Here is a 14,571-nt window from a genome sequence, read left to right as displayed (position 1 = left end):
GGACGCATGCGTTCGACTATCGTACACCTGGAGTCAGTGAGATGGCGTTCTACCGGCAGGTCGGGGAGATTCCACCGAAGCGGCACACCCAGTTCCGGAAACCGGACGGCGGGCTGTACTACGAGGAGCTGATGGGGGAGGAGGGGTTCTCGTCGGACTCGTCGCTGCTGTACCACGCCGGCGTACCGTCCGCGATTGTCGACTCACAGGTGTGGGAGCTGCCCGACCTCACCACCGTCGCGAACCATCCGCTCACGCCGCGGCACCTCAAGTTGCACGATCTGTTCACCGACACGTCGAAGAGCAACGCGGTGGAGGACCGGCGGCTCGCGCTGGGCAACGGTGACGTCCGGATCTCGTACGTCGTCGCCGAGCAGCCGTCGCCGTACTACCGGAACGCGATCGGCGACGAGTGCGTGTACGTCGAGAAGGGTTCGGCGACCGTAGAGACGATGTTCGGCGTGCTGAACGCGGTCGAGGGCGACTACGTGATCATCCCGCGGGCGACGACGCACCGCTGGCTGCCGGGTGTGGACGGCGTGCACTTGTACTGCATCGAGGCGAACTCGCACATCGCGCCGCCGAAGCGGTACCTGTCCCGGTACGGGCAGTTCCTCGAGCACTCGCCGTACTGTGAGCGCGACCTGCACGCGGCGGCGGAGCCGTTGGTTGTGGAGGGCAACGATGTCGAGGTGCTGGTGAAGCATCGCGGCAACGGGCCGGGCGGGATCGTCGGGTCGCGGATGGTGTACGCGACGCATCCGTTCGACGTGGTCGGGTGGGACGGGTGCCTGTACCCGTACACGTTCAACGTGAGCGACTACGAGCCGATCACCGGGCGCATCCACCAGCCGCCGCCGGTGCACCAGGTGTTCGAGGGCTACAACTTCGTCGTGTGCAACTTCGTGCCGCGCAAGGTGGACTACCACCCGCTGTCCGTCCCGGTGCCGTACTACCACTCCAACGTCGACTCCGACGAGGTGATGTTCTACTGCGGCGGCGACTATGAGGCCCGCAAGGGCTCCGGCATCAGCCTCGGCTCCATCTCCCTCCACCCCGGCGGCTACGCCCACGGCCCCCAGCCCTCAGCCATCGAAGCCTCCCTCGGCGCCGAACGCTTCGAAGAACTCGCCGTCATGGTCGACACCTTCCGCCCCCTCGAACTGGGCGAAGCCGGCACCGCAGTAGACGACGGCGTCTACGCCTGGACCTGGGCGGGCCGCCGCAGCACGTGACCCGCGGTTGGGGTGGCTGTGGGAGTCTTGGGGGGTGAGTGAGGATGGGGCGTTTGTCGTGGGCATCGATCGGGAGGCGGTGCGGGGGCGGCGGGTGCATGTGCGGAGGGTGCAGCGGCGCGGAGCGTGGGTGACGCTGGCGCTGGGCGTGGTGGGGATCTTGGCGGCGCTGTACGCGTTGGTGGCGTTTCGGGGCGCTGGGTTGTGGCCGTTCACGTTGTTGTTGATTGTGGCGATGGTGCCGCTGGTGCTGAGCACGGTGTTGTTCTTCCGGCTCGACGGGGAGCGGCAGCGGTGGTACGACGCCAACGACGTGCAGCCGATCGCGATGCGGATGTCACCCAAGGCACTCGAGTTGGCCTGCGAAGGGGCGGCGTACCCGGTGGTGTTGCCGTGGCCGACCGTCCAGGGGTTCCGGCAGGTGAAACTCTTCGGGCAGTACGCCCTGGAGCTCCGGCTCGCCCCGGGCATCGGCGCCACCACGGCCGGCGTCCGCGGTCTGGACCAGCCCGCGGTCCGCACCGTCGTGAAGCCAAATCCGCTGCTCCGGCCGACCGGGCTCTTTCTGGTGACCGCGCTCGACCAGCCGGTGCACGTCATCGACCAGGCACTCAAGCACTTCTCCGGCGGCCGCGCCGGCGTCGTCACCTGACAGATCAAGTCGGGCGGTTTCTACGGCCGGTGGTGCTCGCTAGCTTCCGATCATCACGGTGCCCACGGCGAGCGGGGTGGCCAACTCGCAAGCGCCGGTCGTGATGGTGCAGCGGATGATCGCGGCTCGCGTCTCCTGGCCGGTGTCGGCGCGAATCAGCAGGTGCTGGTCGTCTTCGGCGACCGTCTGCAGAAAGACGCCGGACCACTCGTGCAGCAGGCCGCCGGTCTTCGCGTCCAGGGCGGCTGCGATGCCGTCGCCGTACCCGTCGCGGTAGATGGGGCCCGCGATCGCGGTGGATCCGTCGTGGGTGAAGCTGTCGACCTGGTACTCACAGGTGCGCCACAGTCGTTTGCCGCTCGCGATCGACAGGACGCTGGTGCAGCTGTGCTGGTCGTTAAGGGCGGTCAGCGAGGCGGCCACCGCACCGTCGCCGGACACCGCGGTCGGCTTCGGCACAGTCTTGATCGCGGTGGCCCTCGCGGCGCCCGGAGTCCACTCGTACAGGGTCCAGGTCGTGCCGTCCCGCGTGCCTGACGCCTGGAAGTACACCTTTCCGTTGACGTAGCCGAGCAGGGTCGCGTGCCAGACATCCGGCACGGTGACCATCTGGACCTTGTCCTGCTCCGCGTAGACGGTGGTGCCCGCCTCGTCCTCGCCCAGGTCAGACGTCAGGGTCGTGTTGTACGCCGCGGCCGACCCGTCCTCGGTGGTGACGATGCCGGTCACGTTGGGAGTCCGCCGCTCGATCGCGCTGTCCGCGCCCAAGGTCAGCATCTCGGTCGTGTTGTCGCCTGCGCTCACCACTGCCAGCACCGACTGCCGCAGCCGGGCGATCGCGTGGATGTCCTGTGAACCGGGAACCTTGACCTCCCCACCGGCGCCACCGCGGACCGTCCGGCCGGTCAGGTAAGGGATCTGGGGCACCCGCCCGGTGGGCAGCTTCTCGAGTGCGACAGCAGTCTTGACCGGCCCGGTGGGCTTCTGCGTCGGCTTCACGGCCACCGTGAACGCGCTCGGTGTCCGGCTCGGCGTTGACGGGCTCGGGGTCGGCGTGGTGGTCGGGCCCGCAGGGGTCGGGAGGCCGCCGAGCGGCTTGGCGTCGGCCTTGGCGTCAGTGCGAGGACCCTGGCGGTAGGCGAAGGCGCCGCCGGTCGCCACAGCGGCCATGGCGACGGCTGCCACCACAGCGATCAGGGTTCTGTTCTTCTGCATCGGCGAGCTCCTTGGGTCACGATCCGACAGTCCGCCGGTCGTGAGGTAGCGGCTCCGTCCCCGACTGTGACGCAGAGTAGGCCAACTTTGTTCGTGAGCTAGCAGGGGAGCGCGCGGTACGTGTACCCCTGGCGAGTGAGCTGAGTGAGCGCGCGGTCGAGCGCGGCGACGGTCTCGGAGCGGTTGCCGCCGCCGTCGTGCAGCAGGATGATCGCGCCGGGCCGTTCGCCCTGCAGGATCGCGCGCTCGATCTTCGCCGTACCGGGCTTGGACCAGTCGAGGGTGTCGATGTCCCAGAGGACCTGGCGCTGGTGGTTCGACGCGGCGACCGCCTCGACGTGCGCGTTCGTGTCCCGAAACGGTGGGCGGAAGCACTTCGACTTCACCCCGGTCAGGATCTCCTGCCGCATCTTGGCCGCCGGCAGCTTGGTCAGCATCGGGTGGTCCCAGGTGTGGTTGCCGATCCGGTGACCGGCCGCGCGGGTCAGCGCGACCAGGTCGGGATGCGCCGCCGCCTCGCGGCCCAGCACGAAGAACGTTGCCTTGGCCCGGTGTTTCGCCAGTACCTGCAGCACCTTCGGCGTCCACTCCTGCTGCGGCCCGTCGTCGAAGGTCAGGTACAAGACCTTGCCGTGCGCCGCCAGGTTCCAGTCTTCCGTCGTGGCTGTCGTCGACGTACGGCGTTGCCGCGTCGGCTGCTGCTTCTTCCGAGGCGCAGGCGCAGGAGCCGGTCGTACGACGGGAATCGTCAACGGCGCATGGGTTGACGCCTGCACCACGGGCGCCGCGCTGGTGACGGAGTTGTCGGCCGGTTCGGCGGCCTGGGCGAGAACGGCACCGCAGAGGAGGGCGGCGACCAACGGCAGCAGCTTGCCGGGCGGCTTGGTCATGACGGGCATCCTCTCGTGCCTGTAGGGCCAACCCGGCATCGGGGTGGGGTGTGTCGGCCGTATCGTTTGCGGTCCAGGCCGGCGACCCCGGCTCGTGTCGAACGTGTGAGGCGGATGCATGACTGGTGAGACGGTCCGGCTGACGGTGATGGGCACCACCGACCTGCACGGCAACGTCTTCAACTGGGACTACTTCAAGAACACCGAGTACGACGACTCCGCGCACAACGACATCGGGTTGGCGAAGATCTCCACCCTGGTCACCGCGGTCCGGGACAGGATCGCCGCCGACCGGCAGGCCCCGCGGCCGCTGCTCCTGGACGCCGGCGACACCATCCAAGGCACCCCACTGTCGTACTACTTCGCCAAGATCGACCCGATCACCGACGGTCAGCTGCACCCGATGGCGGCCGCGATGAACGAGATCGGATACGACGCCGCTGCCCTGGGCAACCATGAGTTCAACTACGGCCTGGACGTGCTGCGGAAGTTCCAGCAGCAGCTCGACTTCCCGCTGCTCGGCGCGAACGCCCAGGACTGGACGAGCGGGCTGCCCGTGTTCCCGCCGTACGTGCTGAAGCGGGTGCACGTGCCGGGCGAGCGGCCGATCACGGTCGGCATCCTCGGCCTGACCAACCCCGGGATCGCGATCTGGGACAAGGCGGTGGTCGAGAACAAGATCAGATTCGGCGGCGTCGTCGAGCTCGCGAAGATATGGGTCCCGCAGGTCCGCAAGGCCGGGGCCGACGTGGTGATCGTGGCCGTCCACTCCGGGATGGACCTGTCCTCGTCGTACGGCGACGCCCTGCCGGTCCCCGAGAACGCGTCTGTGCTGATGGTCGAGACCGTCCCGGGCATCGACGCCGTACTCGTCGGGCACGCGCACCAGGAAATCCCGGAGCGGCTGGTGACGAACAAGCAGACCGGCGAGCAGGCCGTCCTGACCGAGCCGCTGAAGTGGGGTATGCGGCTGTCGCTGATCGAGCTGGACCTGCGCAAGGAACGCGGTCGGTGGCAGGTCGTGGGCCGGCACGCACAGGTGCTGAACGCGAATACTGTCGACGCCGACGCGAACGTGGTCGCCGTACTGCAGCAGGACCACGACAGGGTGATCGAGTACGTGAACTCGAAGATCGGCACCTGCGCGGAGGCGATGTCCGCGGCGACCGCGCCGTGGGAGGACACCGCCGCGCTGGACTTCGTCACCTTCATCCAGGCCGACGCGGTCGCGGACGCGCTGGCCGGTACGCCGGAGGCCGCGCTGCCGGTGCTCGCGATCGCGGCGCCGTTCAACCGGGCGGCCGCGATCCCGGCTGGCGACGTGTCGATCCGCGACGTGGCCGGGCTGTACGTGTTCGACAACACGCTGCTCGCGGTGACGATGACGGGGGCGCAGGTCCGCGAGTACCTGGAGTTCTCCGCGCAGTACTTCAAGCAGGTCACGGGGACCGGGCCGTTCACGTCCGACCAGGTCACCAACGCGCCGACAGTGACCGCGCCGAACGGCACTCCGGACTACAACTACGACATCCTCGGCGGGTTGACGAAGCCGCTCACCTACACGATCGACATCGCCAAGCCGGTCGGATCGCGAATCACGGACCTCGAGTACGGCGGGGTCGCGGTGGCGGCGGACCAGCAGTTCGTGGTTGCCGTGAACAACTACCGCCAGTCCGGCAGTGGCAACTTCCCGCACATCAAGACCGCGCCCGTCGTCTACAACCGCCAGGTCGAGATCCGCCAACTGATGATCGACTACGTCCTCACCACCGGCGCGATCGACCCGTCCACCTTCCACACCACCGACTGGTCCCTGACCTCAGGCGGCGCCCCGATCGTGGTCACCGCTTGATCGTGGTCACCGCTTAGGATCGCGGTCACCGCCTAGGTGGGCCACTCGCAGAAGCCGCAGCCCACGGAGTCCGCGGCCAGTGGCCAGGCGGATCGCGGCTCGAGGTCGCGGGCGACCTGCTCGGCGCGGGCGTCGTGCAGTCGTTGTGCGGCGCCACCGCCGTACGTGCCGCACTTCACCACCTGCCGTCGCCACAGAAGTCGTCGAGGTCGGTTTGTGGGTGCAGCCGAAGGGTGACCGGTCAGGTGAGCTTGACTCCGGCGGCGCTGAGGTCGGTCAGGGCCTGCTCGGTTGTCGCCGGGGCGACTCCTGCGGTCAGTCGGGTCAGGACCGTCGTTCCGAAGCCTGCCTGCTTGGCGTCCAGGGCGGTCGCACGGACGCAGTAGTCGGTGGCGAGCCCGCAGACGTCGACGTCGGTGACGCCCTTCTCCCGCAGCCAGTCGGCCAGCGACCGTCCGTCGCCGTGGGACTTGCCCTCGAAGCCCGAGTAGGCGGCCGCGTACTCACCCTTGTCGAAGATCGCGTCGAACGGCTGCGGGTCCATGTTCGGGTGGAAGCTGACGCCGTCGGTGCCGGCGACGCAGTGCCGCGGCCAGGAGTCGACGTAGTCGGGGTGCTCGGAGAAGTGGTCGCCCGGGTCGATGTGGTGGTCCCGGGTGGCCACGACGTATTCGTACTGCTTGTCACCCGGGTCGGCGTCGTACCACTTGTGCAGCAACTCACCGATCCGGAAGGCCACGTCCGCGCCACCCTTGACGGCCAGGCTCCCGCCCTCGCAGAAGTCGTTCTGCACGTCAACCACTATCAGTGCCCGGGCCATCGCGACGCTCCTTCTCCAAGGTCCTGTGCCCACGGTACAAGTGTCAGCGGCCTGGTACGGCGAGCGCGCGCCGCGGGTGCGTTTTCGACGCGGCCTGCGCTGACAGTTATCGTGTGGTGGCACAACGTCACAGGTCGGGTTCGGGCACGGGGGATAGTTGATGAAGAAGGCTCTTCTGGCGGTGGTCACGACCGCTGCCGTGGTCGCTGCGGCTCTGGTGCCCTCCGGTCGGCCGGTGGAGGCCGCGGCACCGGGCTTCGCGTCGGCGGTGTCCGCGGTCAGTCAGACAACCTGGCAGACGAATGCCAGCGTGAACGCGCTCGCCGTCGCCGGGAACACCGTGTACGCCGGTGGCCTGTTCACCCGGATCCGGCAGCCCGGCAAGGAGGTCGGGCAGGGCGACGCGGCCCGGACGTACATCGCCGCGTTCAACCGCAGCACCGGGGTGCCGACGCGGTTCGCGCCGACGCTGAACGGCGCGGTCTGGAGTATCGCCACGAGCCCGGACGGCAAGTGGGTCGTAATCGGCGGTGACTTCACCACGGTCAACGGCGTGGCCCGCAAGCGGGTCGCGTTGTTCAGCGTGGCGACCGGTGAGCTCGTCGGCGGCTGGGACCCGGCGATCAACTACCGGGTCGCGGCGCTGGCGATCAGAGGCAACACCGTCTACGTGGGTGGCTCGTTCGGCCGGGTCGACAACGTGGTCCGGAACCGGCTGGCCGCGGTCAGCCTGAAGACCGGAGTCCTGACGTCCTGGAACCCGGACGCCGACGACGACGTACACGCGATCGAGCTCTCGGCGGACGGGAACCTGGTCTTCGTCGGCGGCGGCTTCGTCACCCTGCAAGGCAGCCCGCACCACGCGCTGGCGATGCTGAACACCACCACCGGTGCGGCCTACTCGATGCCCGCCGCCGCGGCGATCCCGGCGAAGACGGTCGACTGTGACAGCCGGGTCAAGGACCTCGACATCCTCGGCAACAAGGTCTTCGTCGCGAACGCCGGCAGCGGTATCGGCTGCTACGACGGTGTGCTCGCGGCCGACGCGTCGACCGGAAAGCTGCTCTGGCAGAGCAGCTGCCTCGGTGCGACCGAGGCGGTCAAGGCGATCGGCAACTGGGTCTACAAGGGCTCGCACGCCCACGACTGCAGCCAGGACGGCGGATTCCCGGACAAGACCGGCATGCACCATCTGCTGGTCCTCAGCGGGATCACCGGCAAGCTCGGCCCATGGTTCCCGAACACCGACGCCGGCGGCGAAACCGAGGTCGGACCGCTGGCGTTCGCGTCCGGTGGCAACGACGTCTGGGCCGGCGGCGACTTCACCAGGGTGAACGGCGTACCGCAGCAGGGCTTGACTCGCTTCACCAACGCTCCCGGTGGCGCCCGGCCTGGCTTGCCGGCGGCGCCGAAGGTGTCCAGCACCCGGGCCAATCGGGCGACGGTCGGCTTCCCGACGGTGCTGGACCTCGACAACATCTCGCTGACCTACACGCTGTACCGGGGCAAGACGAAGGTGGGCAGCTGGAAGCGTACGTCGTACTCGTGGACGGAACCCGTCATGACGACGTTCAACGACAGCGGCCTGACCAGCGGCCAGTCGGTCGCCTACCGCGTCGAGGTCAGTGACGGCCGCAACATCCGGACAAGCGCGGCCGCCACTGTGAGGATCCGTTAACCCGGCATCAGGCTGCCGCCGGTGACGCGGAGGATCTCGCCCTGAATCGCGGTCGTCCGCGGTGAGGTCAGGAACAGGATCGCGTCGGCGAGGTCGGTGGTGTCCGGGAACTTGCGGGCGCTGAACCTCGCCGCGAGCTGCTCGACCGCGGGCTTCGGGAGCACCCGGTGTTCGCCGTTCTCCAGCGTGATCCCGGGCATCACCACGTTCACGAGTACGCCGTCCTCGCCCAAGTCGTGCTGGAGACTCGCGACCAGGCCGTGCAGCCCGGCCTTCGCCGCGGAGTACGGCCAGGAGCCGGGCAGGCCGCGCTCTGCCAGGTCCGTCGAGATCAGCACCAGCCGGCCGTGCTCCGACCGTCGCAGCGCCGGCGCCACCTGCTGCACGAGGTGGTAGTTGCCCTCGAGGTTGGCCCGCATCACCGGCACCCACCAGTCGGCCGGCCCGTCCTCGATCCTCACCGGCCGGTCGTGGAACCCTGCCGAACCCCAGTTGACCGCGTTCCCCACCACCACATCGAGCCCGTCCCACTGCTGCACGGTCGCCTCCACCGCGGCGGCGATGGTGTCCGGCTCGTTCAGATCCATCGGTACGACGTACGCCGTACCGCCGGCCGCCTCGATCTCCTCGGCGACCGCCTCGGCCACATCCTTCTGCGAGTTGTAGGTGATCGCGACCCGCGCGCCCTCACGCCCGTAGCCGATCGCGGTCGCCCGCCCGATCCCGGACGACCCGCCCGTCACCAGCACCGCCGCATCCCGCAAACCCAGATCCATGACGTACCCTTCATGTAGTTAGTCGGCTAATCACAAAACTTAGCCGTCTAACTATTTGAATGCAAGGGTCAGTGGCGACGGGGTTGGACGAGGCCGGACTCGTAGGCGGTGATGACCAATTGGGCGCGGTCGCGGGCGTGGAGTTTGGCGAGCAGGTGGCCGATGTGGGTCTTCACGGTGCCGTGGCCGACGTGCAGGTGGTCGCAGATCTCCTTGTTGGACAGGCCGCGCGCGATCAGCGACAGCACCTCGCGCTCCCGCTCGGTGACGCCGTCGAGGCCGTGCAGCGGTGTCTGTCCGGGCTCGGCCAGCCGGGCGAACTCGGCGATCAGCCGGCGCGTGATGGACGGGGCGAGCAGTCCTTCGCCGGCCGCCACGACTTTGATTGCCTGGAGCAACTCCGTCGGCGGCACGTCCTTCAGCAGGAACCCGCTCGCCCCGGCGCGCAGCGCGGCGTACACGGAGTCGTCCAGGTCGAACATCGTCAAGATCAGCACCCGCACCCCGGCGTCCTCGCTGCAGAGTTGCCGGGTCGCTTCGATCCCGTCGAGTCGCGGCATCCGGACATCCATCAGTACGACGTCCGGCCGCTCCCGCCGAGCGAGTTCGACCGCCTCCACGCCGTCCGCGGCCTCGCCGACCGTGACGAGCCCCGGCGTAGTGTCGATCAGCACCCGGAAGCTGCCCCGCAACAGCGCCTGATCGTCCGCCACCAGGACGCGAATGTCATTCACGTACGCACTCCGATCGGCAGTCGTACGACGACCTCGAAGCCGCTCGGTGATCGCGGTCCCGCCCGGAACGAGCCGTCGTACATGCTCACCCTTTCCCGGATGCCGATCAGCCCATGGCCTTCCGTGGCGGCCCCACCGACTCCGTCGTCGGTGACTTCCACTCGTACGGCGTACCCGTCGCCGGAAACGTGCACTCGGCAACGACTCGCTCGAGCGTGCCGGGTGATGTTGGTCAGGCACTCCTGGACGATGCGGTGGACCGCCAGCTCGACCGCTTCCGGCAGCGGTTCGGTCACGTCCACGACGAGCTCGACCTGTACGCCGGTTGACTGCACTCGTGCGGCCAGCTCCGGGAGTGCGGACAGCCCGGCCGGTGGCGGCTCGTCCGTCGTACGCAGGAGGCTGAGCATGTGGCGTAGTTCGACGAGTGCGTCGCGGCTCGTCGTCTCGATGACGGAGAGTGCGTCGGAGACCTCGTCCGGCCGGACGTGCAGGACGTGGTTGGCGACGCCGGCCTTGACCGCGATCAGGCCCATGCTGTGGGCAACGATGTCGTGCAGCTCGCGGGCGATCCGGAGTCGCTCGTCCGAGACCGCCTGTTCGGCGAGTGCTTGGACTGCTCGCGCCGCCGCGGCTCGCCGATCCCGGACCACGCGGCCGAGCGTCCAGGCGCCGTACATGCCGGCCACGCCGGTCAACAGAAGGACGACACTCGTCGAACCCTGTGGTGAGCCGCCGATCAGGGCGAGGACGAGGACGGCGAACGCGGTCCCGCCGCCCACGCCGACCAGGCGCTTGGTTGCCGGCGGCCTCGATGGCGCGTAGGTCAGACCGACGACGTACAGGACGTAGCAGGCGGCAAGGAGTGGGTCGTGGAGGGTCTGGGTGCCGATCGCGATGGCGGACGCGACGAGTACGGCGGCCAGCGTCGGCAGTGGCCAGATCCGCCGGATGGCGACCGGAACAGCAAGCGCCACGGTCAGGAGCAGGGACCACCAGGGTGCGTCCGAGGGAGCCGTGAAGGCGTACACGACAGCGATGAGGCAGTCGGCGGCGATCAGCTGCCGCCGGGTCAGCGCGGACTCCGTCACCCGACGAACCTAACCGACCGGCCGGCTGCCCACCTCGGACCCAGGTCTGTCGGCCCGCCGTCCGATGTGCGCTCGTACGGCGGCGCCGAGGCGTTCGCCGGGTTGCGGCAGCGGATGGACATCGTCACCTGGGACATGCGCGGTGGACCCAACGCGCCCGGGCTGAGCACGAACCTGGAGTGCGAGTGGAGTGGGGCGCGGCTGCCACGGATGCCGCGCAACCAGGCCGAGTTCGACCAGCTCGCGGCCGCGAACCGGGCCGTGGCGTCGAAGTGCCAGGCGAAGGATCCGCAGTTGTTCGAGTCGATGGACTCGGCGAGCCAGGCGCACGACCTCGAGGCGATCCGGCGGGCACTCGGCGAATCGACGGTCAACTTCTACGGGGCGTCGTACGGCGGCTTTCTGGCGCAGGCGTACGCGCGCCTCTACCCGCAACACGTCCGTGCCATCGTGCTCGACGGGACCTGGAACCACAGCGCGGCGGACTGGGACCGGTGAGCTGCCCAAGCTGGCGCAGGACGTGCAGAGCTTCATGATCCGCTTCTTCGACTGGTGCAAATGCTCACCGGCACAGTGGCAGCGGTTGGTGGCGAAGGCGAATCGCACGCCGATCCCGGCTCCGGCAGCGGGTACGACGTACGACGGGAACGACCTGCGGACGCTTGGACTCCAGCTCGCTCGGCGCGGACCCGAGGCTTATCCGAAGCTGGCTGAGGCGATCAAGCAGGCGCTGGCGGGGGATGCGTCCGGGTTCATGCCGGCCCGGCCGAATCCGCCGTACCCGTACACGCCGACGCCCGGAGTGGTCGAGTGCACCGACTGGCCGCGACCGGCCAACCAGCGGGAGCTGCATCGGCAGGTACGGCGGATGGAGGCGGCGGCGCCGTACACGGGCGCGTCGGGGACGATCGCGTACGCGATGCTGTCGTGTGTCGGCTGGCCGGTGCCGGTGCAGAACGAGCCGGCCGCGCTGCCGAGGGGGCTGCCGCCGCTGCTGATGGTCGGCAACTGGAGCGAGTACGACTCTGCTTCGCGGGTGATCGACCAGGTTCCGGGGAGCGGGTCGGTGTACCACGACGGTCCGGGGCACACGCTCTACATGGTCAACGCCTGCGCTCGCGCCAAGATCGACGCCTACTTCGCGGACCGGGTCGTGCCGCCGCGTGGCACTCGTTGTTGACACCAGTTAAAGGCAATAACTAGTGTCGAAACATGATTACGGGACCGCACCAGCCGCGAACCATCAGCTACCTCGGCCCGCGGGAGTTCGACGGGTGGCGGGTGAAGTACTACGGCATCGCGAAGAGCGGCCGGCCTGACGACGCTCTGGTCGCGGCTGCGGAGCATGCCGTGAAGCAGTTGCCGAGCTTCCTGGACGATGACGAGTCCTACGGTGTCGGATTCGTCATCGTCCATGAGGCCGGGCACCGCTCGTACGTCCTGATCGACTGGTGGGCCGCGCAGAACGAGATCCACCAGCGGATGCTGTCGGCGCCGGGCGACGCGCCGGACCAGCTCGCTCCGCACGCGAGCGCCGCGATCGGCTGCGTCTGGGAGCTCGCGGTCACCGACTTCGAGCGCCGCGCGTGGCTGCAGCACGTCCTCGCGAACCCGGACGGCCCCGACCTCGACGCGTACCTCGGCGCAAGCTTCGAAGCCGAGCTATGACGTCGCTGCCGGCTGATGTCGCGCTGGTCCACGCCTTCGTCAACACCCTCGACCTCCGAGAGTTCCGTCGCCACGGCGAGCGCCTGCAACCCCACGACGCCTTGGACTCCCCAGCTTCCCTGCGCCACTGGCTGCGAGACCACGACCTGATCGAGAACCCTCGAGTCACCAAGGCGAACCTGGATCAGGCACTGCGCCTACGGACGGCCTTCCGAGAGAGCACCAAGCAGACCTCGGGCGATGCAACCCGCCTGGACCTGACGCTCACCGTCACCGTCCATCCAACGTCCGGCGTTGCGCTGTCCCCCTACGGCGCCGGCGTCGACGCGGCCCTCACCAGACTCCTGCTGACCGCCGCCGACCTCACGACCCGTGGCCTCTGGCCCCGCCTCAAGATGTGCCCTGCCGACGACTGCCATTGGATCTTCTACGACCAGTCCCGCCCTGGGCGCGCCCGCTGGTGTTCCCCCGACCGCTGCGGCAACCGCACCAAGACCCGCGCCTACCGCGAACGCCGTACCTGAGGAAATCCGGTTGGCCGTCCGCAGCGCGGTGGTTAGGGTGCGGGGGAGTCGAGAGGTTGAGGAGTTGGTGATGGTCGGTCGGCCCGGCACGCGCTGACGCATCTGTCATCGCGTGCTGCTTCGGTGAAGGCGGCGCGTTTCCTCCTGCCCGGATTCGGGCTGACTCGAAGGAATCCTCGTGCCGTCTTTGTGGGCGGAAGCCGACTTTCGCAAGCTCTGGATCGGCCAGAGCGCCTCGTTGTTCGCCGCCTATGCCAGTCAGGTAACGCTGCCGTTGGTGGCGGTCGTCTCGCTCGGTGCCAGCGCGGCTCAGCTCGGTGGGCTGCGGGCCGCGCAGCAAGTGCCCATCCTGCTGGTCTCCCTGCTCGTCGGCGTCCTGGTCGACCGTTGGCGAGCGCGCCGGATGATGTTGTACGCCGACCTCGGCCGAGCTGTCCTGCTCGGGCTCGTCCCGATCGCGTGGACGCTCGGACTGCCGTTCCTGTACGTCGTCGCGTTCGTCACCGGCGTGTTCAGCGTGTGCTTCGACGTCGCGTGCCAAGCGTCGTTCACGCGCCTGGTCCGTCGGGACCAGCTTGCCCAGGGCAACAGCATCCTGGAGGGCAGCAAGTCGGCGGGGCAGATCTCCGGGCCGGCGATCGGCGGTGGACTGGTGTCGTTGCTCACCGCACCATTCGCGGTACTGGCGAGCGCGTTCGGCTTCCTGGTCTCAGTCGTGTCGATCTGGCGTCTCCCCGACGCCACTCCGGTCGCCCCGTCCGGCGGCGTCCGGGACGGGCTGAAGTTGGTGGTCCGCGACAGATCGCTGCGCGCGATCGCACAGGCGACCTGCGTCTACCAGTTCTTCTTCACCGCGGTGATGACGGTGTACATCCTGTTCCTGTCCCGCTCGCTGGAGCTGCCGGGCGCAGCGATGGGGATCGTCCTCGCCGCCTTCGGGCCAGGTGCGTTGGTCGGATCGCTGGTCTCCAGTCGGATGCCCCGCTGGTTTGGCTACGGCCGCGTCGTCGTCTTCGCCGCCCTCATCTCCGACCTGGTGATGCTCTCGACCACCACCCTGCACGGCTCCGGCACCGCCGCCGTCGCCGCCCTCGTCACCATCAACTTCCTGTACGGCGTCTTCAGCCAAACCGTCGACGTGGCCATCATGGCGATCCGCCAAGCCATCACCCCGGACGCGGCGCAGGGCCGGGTGGTCGCCACCATCAACTTCCTCGGCATGGGCCTGACCCCGGTCGGCGCCCTCCTCGGCGGCGCGGCAGCCGGCGTCTTCGGCGTACGAGCTGCCCTCATCGCCACGATCGCCGGCCTGTTCCTGTCCCCGCTGACCCTCAGCCTGTCCCCGCTGGCGCGCCTTGGCCAGGTAGTGCGGTGAGGCGCGCTGCGCACTCGGCCGCCACATCCTGGTCCCAGACGGTCCTTCTTGCGGGCGGAGG

The 14,571-nt window shown here is 68.7% G+C and carries 16 protein-coding genes; 9 read left to right on the top strand and 7 right to left on the bottom strand.

What is annotated here, in order from left to right; all coding sequences use genetic code 11:
* Window positions 1-41: 41 nt before the first annotated feature.
* Together ACIBL3_RS11230 and ACIBL3_RS11225 are read left to right on the top strand one after the other, a co-directional pair.
* The gene (locus ACIBL3_RS11230; RefSeq protein ID WP_396353149.1) at window positions 42-1,235 is read left to right on the top strand and encodes a homogentisate 1,2-dioxygenase; all 1,194 of its coding nucleotides are present in this window, start codon (window positions 42-44) and stop codon (window positions 1,233-1,235) included.
* A 34-nt stretch (window positions 1,236-1,269) separates the two neighbouring features.
* Window positions 1,270-1,887 (top strand): hypothetical protein, encoded by a 618-nt coding sequence (locus ACIBL3_RS11225; protein WP_396353148.1) that lies wholly within the window; start codon window positions 1,270-1,272, stop codon window positions 1,885-1,887.
* 39 nt (window positions 1,888-1,926) lie between these two features.
* Here the strand turns inward: ACIBL3_RS11225 and ACIBL3_RS11220 are convergent, their stop codons facing one another.
* The gene (locus tag ACIBL3_RS11220; protein ID WP_396353147.1) at window positions 1,927-3,102 is read right to left on the bottom strand and encodes a hypothetical protein; all 1,176 of its coding nucleotides are present in this window, start codon (window positions 3,100-3,102) and stop codon (window positions 1,927-1,929) included.
* Window positions 3,103-3,200: 98 nt separating this feature from the next.
* The gene (locus ACIBL3_RS11215; RefSeq protein ID WP_396353146.1) at window positions 3,201-3,992 is read right to left on the bottom strand and encodes a polysaccharide deacetylase family protein; all 792 of its coding nucleotides are present in this window, start codon (window positions 3,990-3,992) and stop codon (window positions 3,201-3,203) included.
* A gap of 118 nt (window positions 3,993-4,110) precedes the next feature.
* On the opposite strand from ACIBL3_RS11215, the gene ACIBL3_RS11210 reads away from it, so the two are divergent.
* Window positions 4,111-5,844 carry a bifunctional metallophosphatase/5'-nucleotidase gene (locus ACIBL3_RS11210; RefSeq protein ID WP_396353145.1) on the top strand — a complete coding sequence of 578 codons (1,734 nt, stop codon included), beginning with the start codon at window positions 4,111-4,113 and terminating at the stop codon, window positions 5,842-5,844.
* A gap of 32 nt (window positions 5,845-5,876) precedes the next feature.
* Here the strand turns inward: ACIBL3_RS11210 and ACIBL3_RS11205 are convergent, their stop codons facing one another.
* Both ACIBL3_RS11205 and ACIBL3_RS11200 read right to left on the bottom strand, forming a co-directional pair.
* Window positions 5,877-6,023 carry a hypothetical protein gene (locus ACIBL3_RS11205; RefSeq protein ID WP_396353144.1) on the bottom strand — a complete coding sequence of 49 codons (147 nt, stop codon included), beginning with the start codon at window positions 6,021-6,023 and terminating at the stop codon, window positions 5,877-5,879.
* Between the two features lie 62 nt (window positions 6,024-6,085).
* Window positions 6,086-6,664: an isochorismatase family protein gene (locus tag ACIBL3_RS11200; RefSeq protein WP_396353143.1), complete on the bottom strand. Its 579-nt coding sequence runs from the start codon at window positions 6,662-6,664 to the stop codon at window positions 6,086-6,088.
* Window positions 6,665-6,824: 160 nt separating this feature from the next.
* Here ACIBL3_RS11200 and ACIBL3_RS11195 point away from each other — a divergent pair, with 160 nt between their 5' ends.
* Window positions 6,825-8,342: a WD40 repeat domain-containing protein gene (locus ACIBL3_RS11195; RefSeq protein WP_396353142.1), complete on the top strand. Its 1,518-nt coding sequence runs from the start codon at window positions 6,825-6,827 to the stop codon at window positions 8,340-8,342.
* On the opposite strand, the gene ACIBL3_RS11190 is transcribed toward ACIBL3_RS11195, so the two are convergent.
* From ACIBL3_RS11190 to ACIBL3_RS11180, 3 genes are all read right to left on the bottom strand, one after another.
* A complete protein-coding gene (locus tag ACIBL3_RS11190) occupies window positions 8,339-9,118 on the bottom strand; it encodes an SDR family NAD(P)-dependent oxidoreductase (RefSeq protein ID WP_396353141.1) in 780 nt (259 codons plus the stop codon). The genes ACIBL3_RS11195 and ACIBL3_RS11190 overlap by 4 nt on opposite strands.
* A gap of 68 nt (window positions 9,119-9,186) precedes the next feature.
* Window positions 9,187-9,852 (bottom strand): response regulator, encoded by a 666-nt coding sequence (locus ACIBL3_RS11185; protein ID WP_396353140.1) that lies wholly within the window; start codon window positions 9,850-9,852, stop codon window positions 9,187-9,189.
* Window positions 9,849-10,943 carry a histidine kinase gene (locus ACIBL3_RS11180; protein WP_396353139.1) on the bottom strand — a complete coding sequence of 365 codons (1,095 nt, stop codon included), beginning with the start codon at window positions 10,941-10,943 and terminating at the stop codon, window positions 9,849-9,851. The genes ACIBL3_RS11185 and ACIBL3_RS11180 overlap by 4 nt, the downstream gene beginning before the upstream one ends.
* A gap of 66 nt (window positions 10,944-11,009) precedes the next feature.
* On the opposite strand from ACIBL3_RS11180, the gene ACIBL3_RS11175 reads away from it, so the two are divergent.
* The 5 genes from ACIBL3_RS11175 to ACIBL3_RS11155 all read left to right on the top strand — a co-directional run bounded on the left by ACIBL3_RS11175 (window position 11,010) and on the right by ACIBL3_RS11155 (window position 14,510).
* Complete coding sequence (locus ACIBL3_RS11175; protein ID WP_396353138.1) at window positions 11,010-11,441, top strand: alpha/beta fold hydrolase; 432 nt, start codon at window positions 11,010-11,012, stop codon at window positions 11,439-11,441.
* Window positions 11,442-11,463: 22 nt separating this feature from the next.
* The gene (locus tag ACIBL3_RS11170; protein WP_396353137.1) at window positions 11,464-12,123 is read left to right on the top strand and encodes an alpha/beta hydrolase; all 660 of its coding nucleotides are present in this window, start codon (window positions 11,464-11,466) and stop codon (window positions 12,121-12,123) included.
* 32 nt (window positions 12,124-12,155) lie between these two features.
* Entirely contained in the window at window positions 12,156-12,611 is a 456-nt protein-coding gene (locus ACIBL3_RS11165) for a hypothetical protein (protein ID WP_396353136.1), read from the top strand.
* On the top strand, window positions 12,608-13,135 hold the full coding sequence (locus tag ACIBL3_RS11160) for a CGNR zinc finger domain-containing protein (protein WP_396353135.1): 528 nt from the start codon (window positions 12,608-12,610) through the stop codon (window positions 13,133-13,135). Before ACIBL3_RS11165 ends, ACIBL3_RS11160 begins: the two co-directional genes overlap by 4 nt.
* Window positions 13,136-13,313: 178 nt before the next feature.
* Complete coding sequence (locus tag ACIBL3_RS11155) at window positions 13,314-14,510, top strand: MFS transporter (RefSeq protein WP_396353134.1); 1,197 nt, start codon at window positions 13,314-13,316, stop codon at window positions 14,508-14,510.
* The last annotated feature ends 61 nt before the right edge of the window (window positions 14,511-14,571 follow it).

The organism is Kribbella sp. NPDC050124 (assembly GCF_044460355.1).
Taxonomy (GTDB): domain Bacteria; phylum Actinomycetota; class Actinomycetes; order Propionibacteriales; family Kribbellaceae; genus Kribbella.
Note: the sequence above shows the minus strand (reverse complement) of the source record. Positions and strands in the feature narration are given on the sequence as shown.

Coding starts and splice junctions, on each gene's coding strand:
- ACIBL3_RS11230 (WP_396353149.1), top strand. CDS start 42: ATGGCGTTCTACCGGCAGGTCGGGGAGATTCCACCGAAGCGGCACACC.
- ACIBL3_RS11220 (WP_396353147.1), bottom strand. CDS start 3,102: ATGCAGAAGAACAGAACCCTGATCGCTGTGGTGGCAGCCGTCGCCATG.
- ACIBL3_RS11215 (WP_396353146.1), bottom strand. CDS start 3,992: ATGACCAAGCCGCCCGGCAAGCTGCTGCCGTTGGTCGCCGCCCTCCTC.
- ACIBL3_RS11210 (WP_396353145.1), top strand. CDS start 4,111: ATGACTGGTGAGACGGTCCGGCTGACGGTGATGGGCACCACCGACCTG.
- ACIBL3_RS11200 (WP_396353143.1), bottom strand. CDS start 6,664: ATGGCCCGGGCACTGATAGTGGTTGACGTGCAGAACGACTTCTGCGAG.
- ACIBL3_RS11195 (WP_396353142.1), top strand. CDS start 6,825: ATGAAGAAGGCTCTTCTGGCGGTGGTCACGACCGCTGCCGTGGTCGCT.
- ACIBL3_RS11190 (WP_396353141.1), bottom strand. CDS start 9,118: ATGGATCTGGGTTTGCGGGATGCGGCGGTGCTGGTGACGGGCGGGTCG.
- ACIBL3_RS11165 (WP_396353136.1), top strand. CDS start 12,156: ATGATTACGGGACCGCACCAGCCGCGAACCATCAGCTACCTCGGCCCG.
- ACIBL3_RS11160 (WP_396353135.1), top strand. CDS start 12,608: ATGACGTCGCTGCCGGCTGATGTCGCGCTGGTCCACGCCTTCGTCAAC.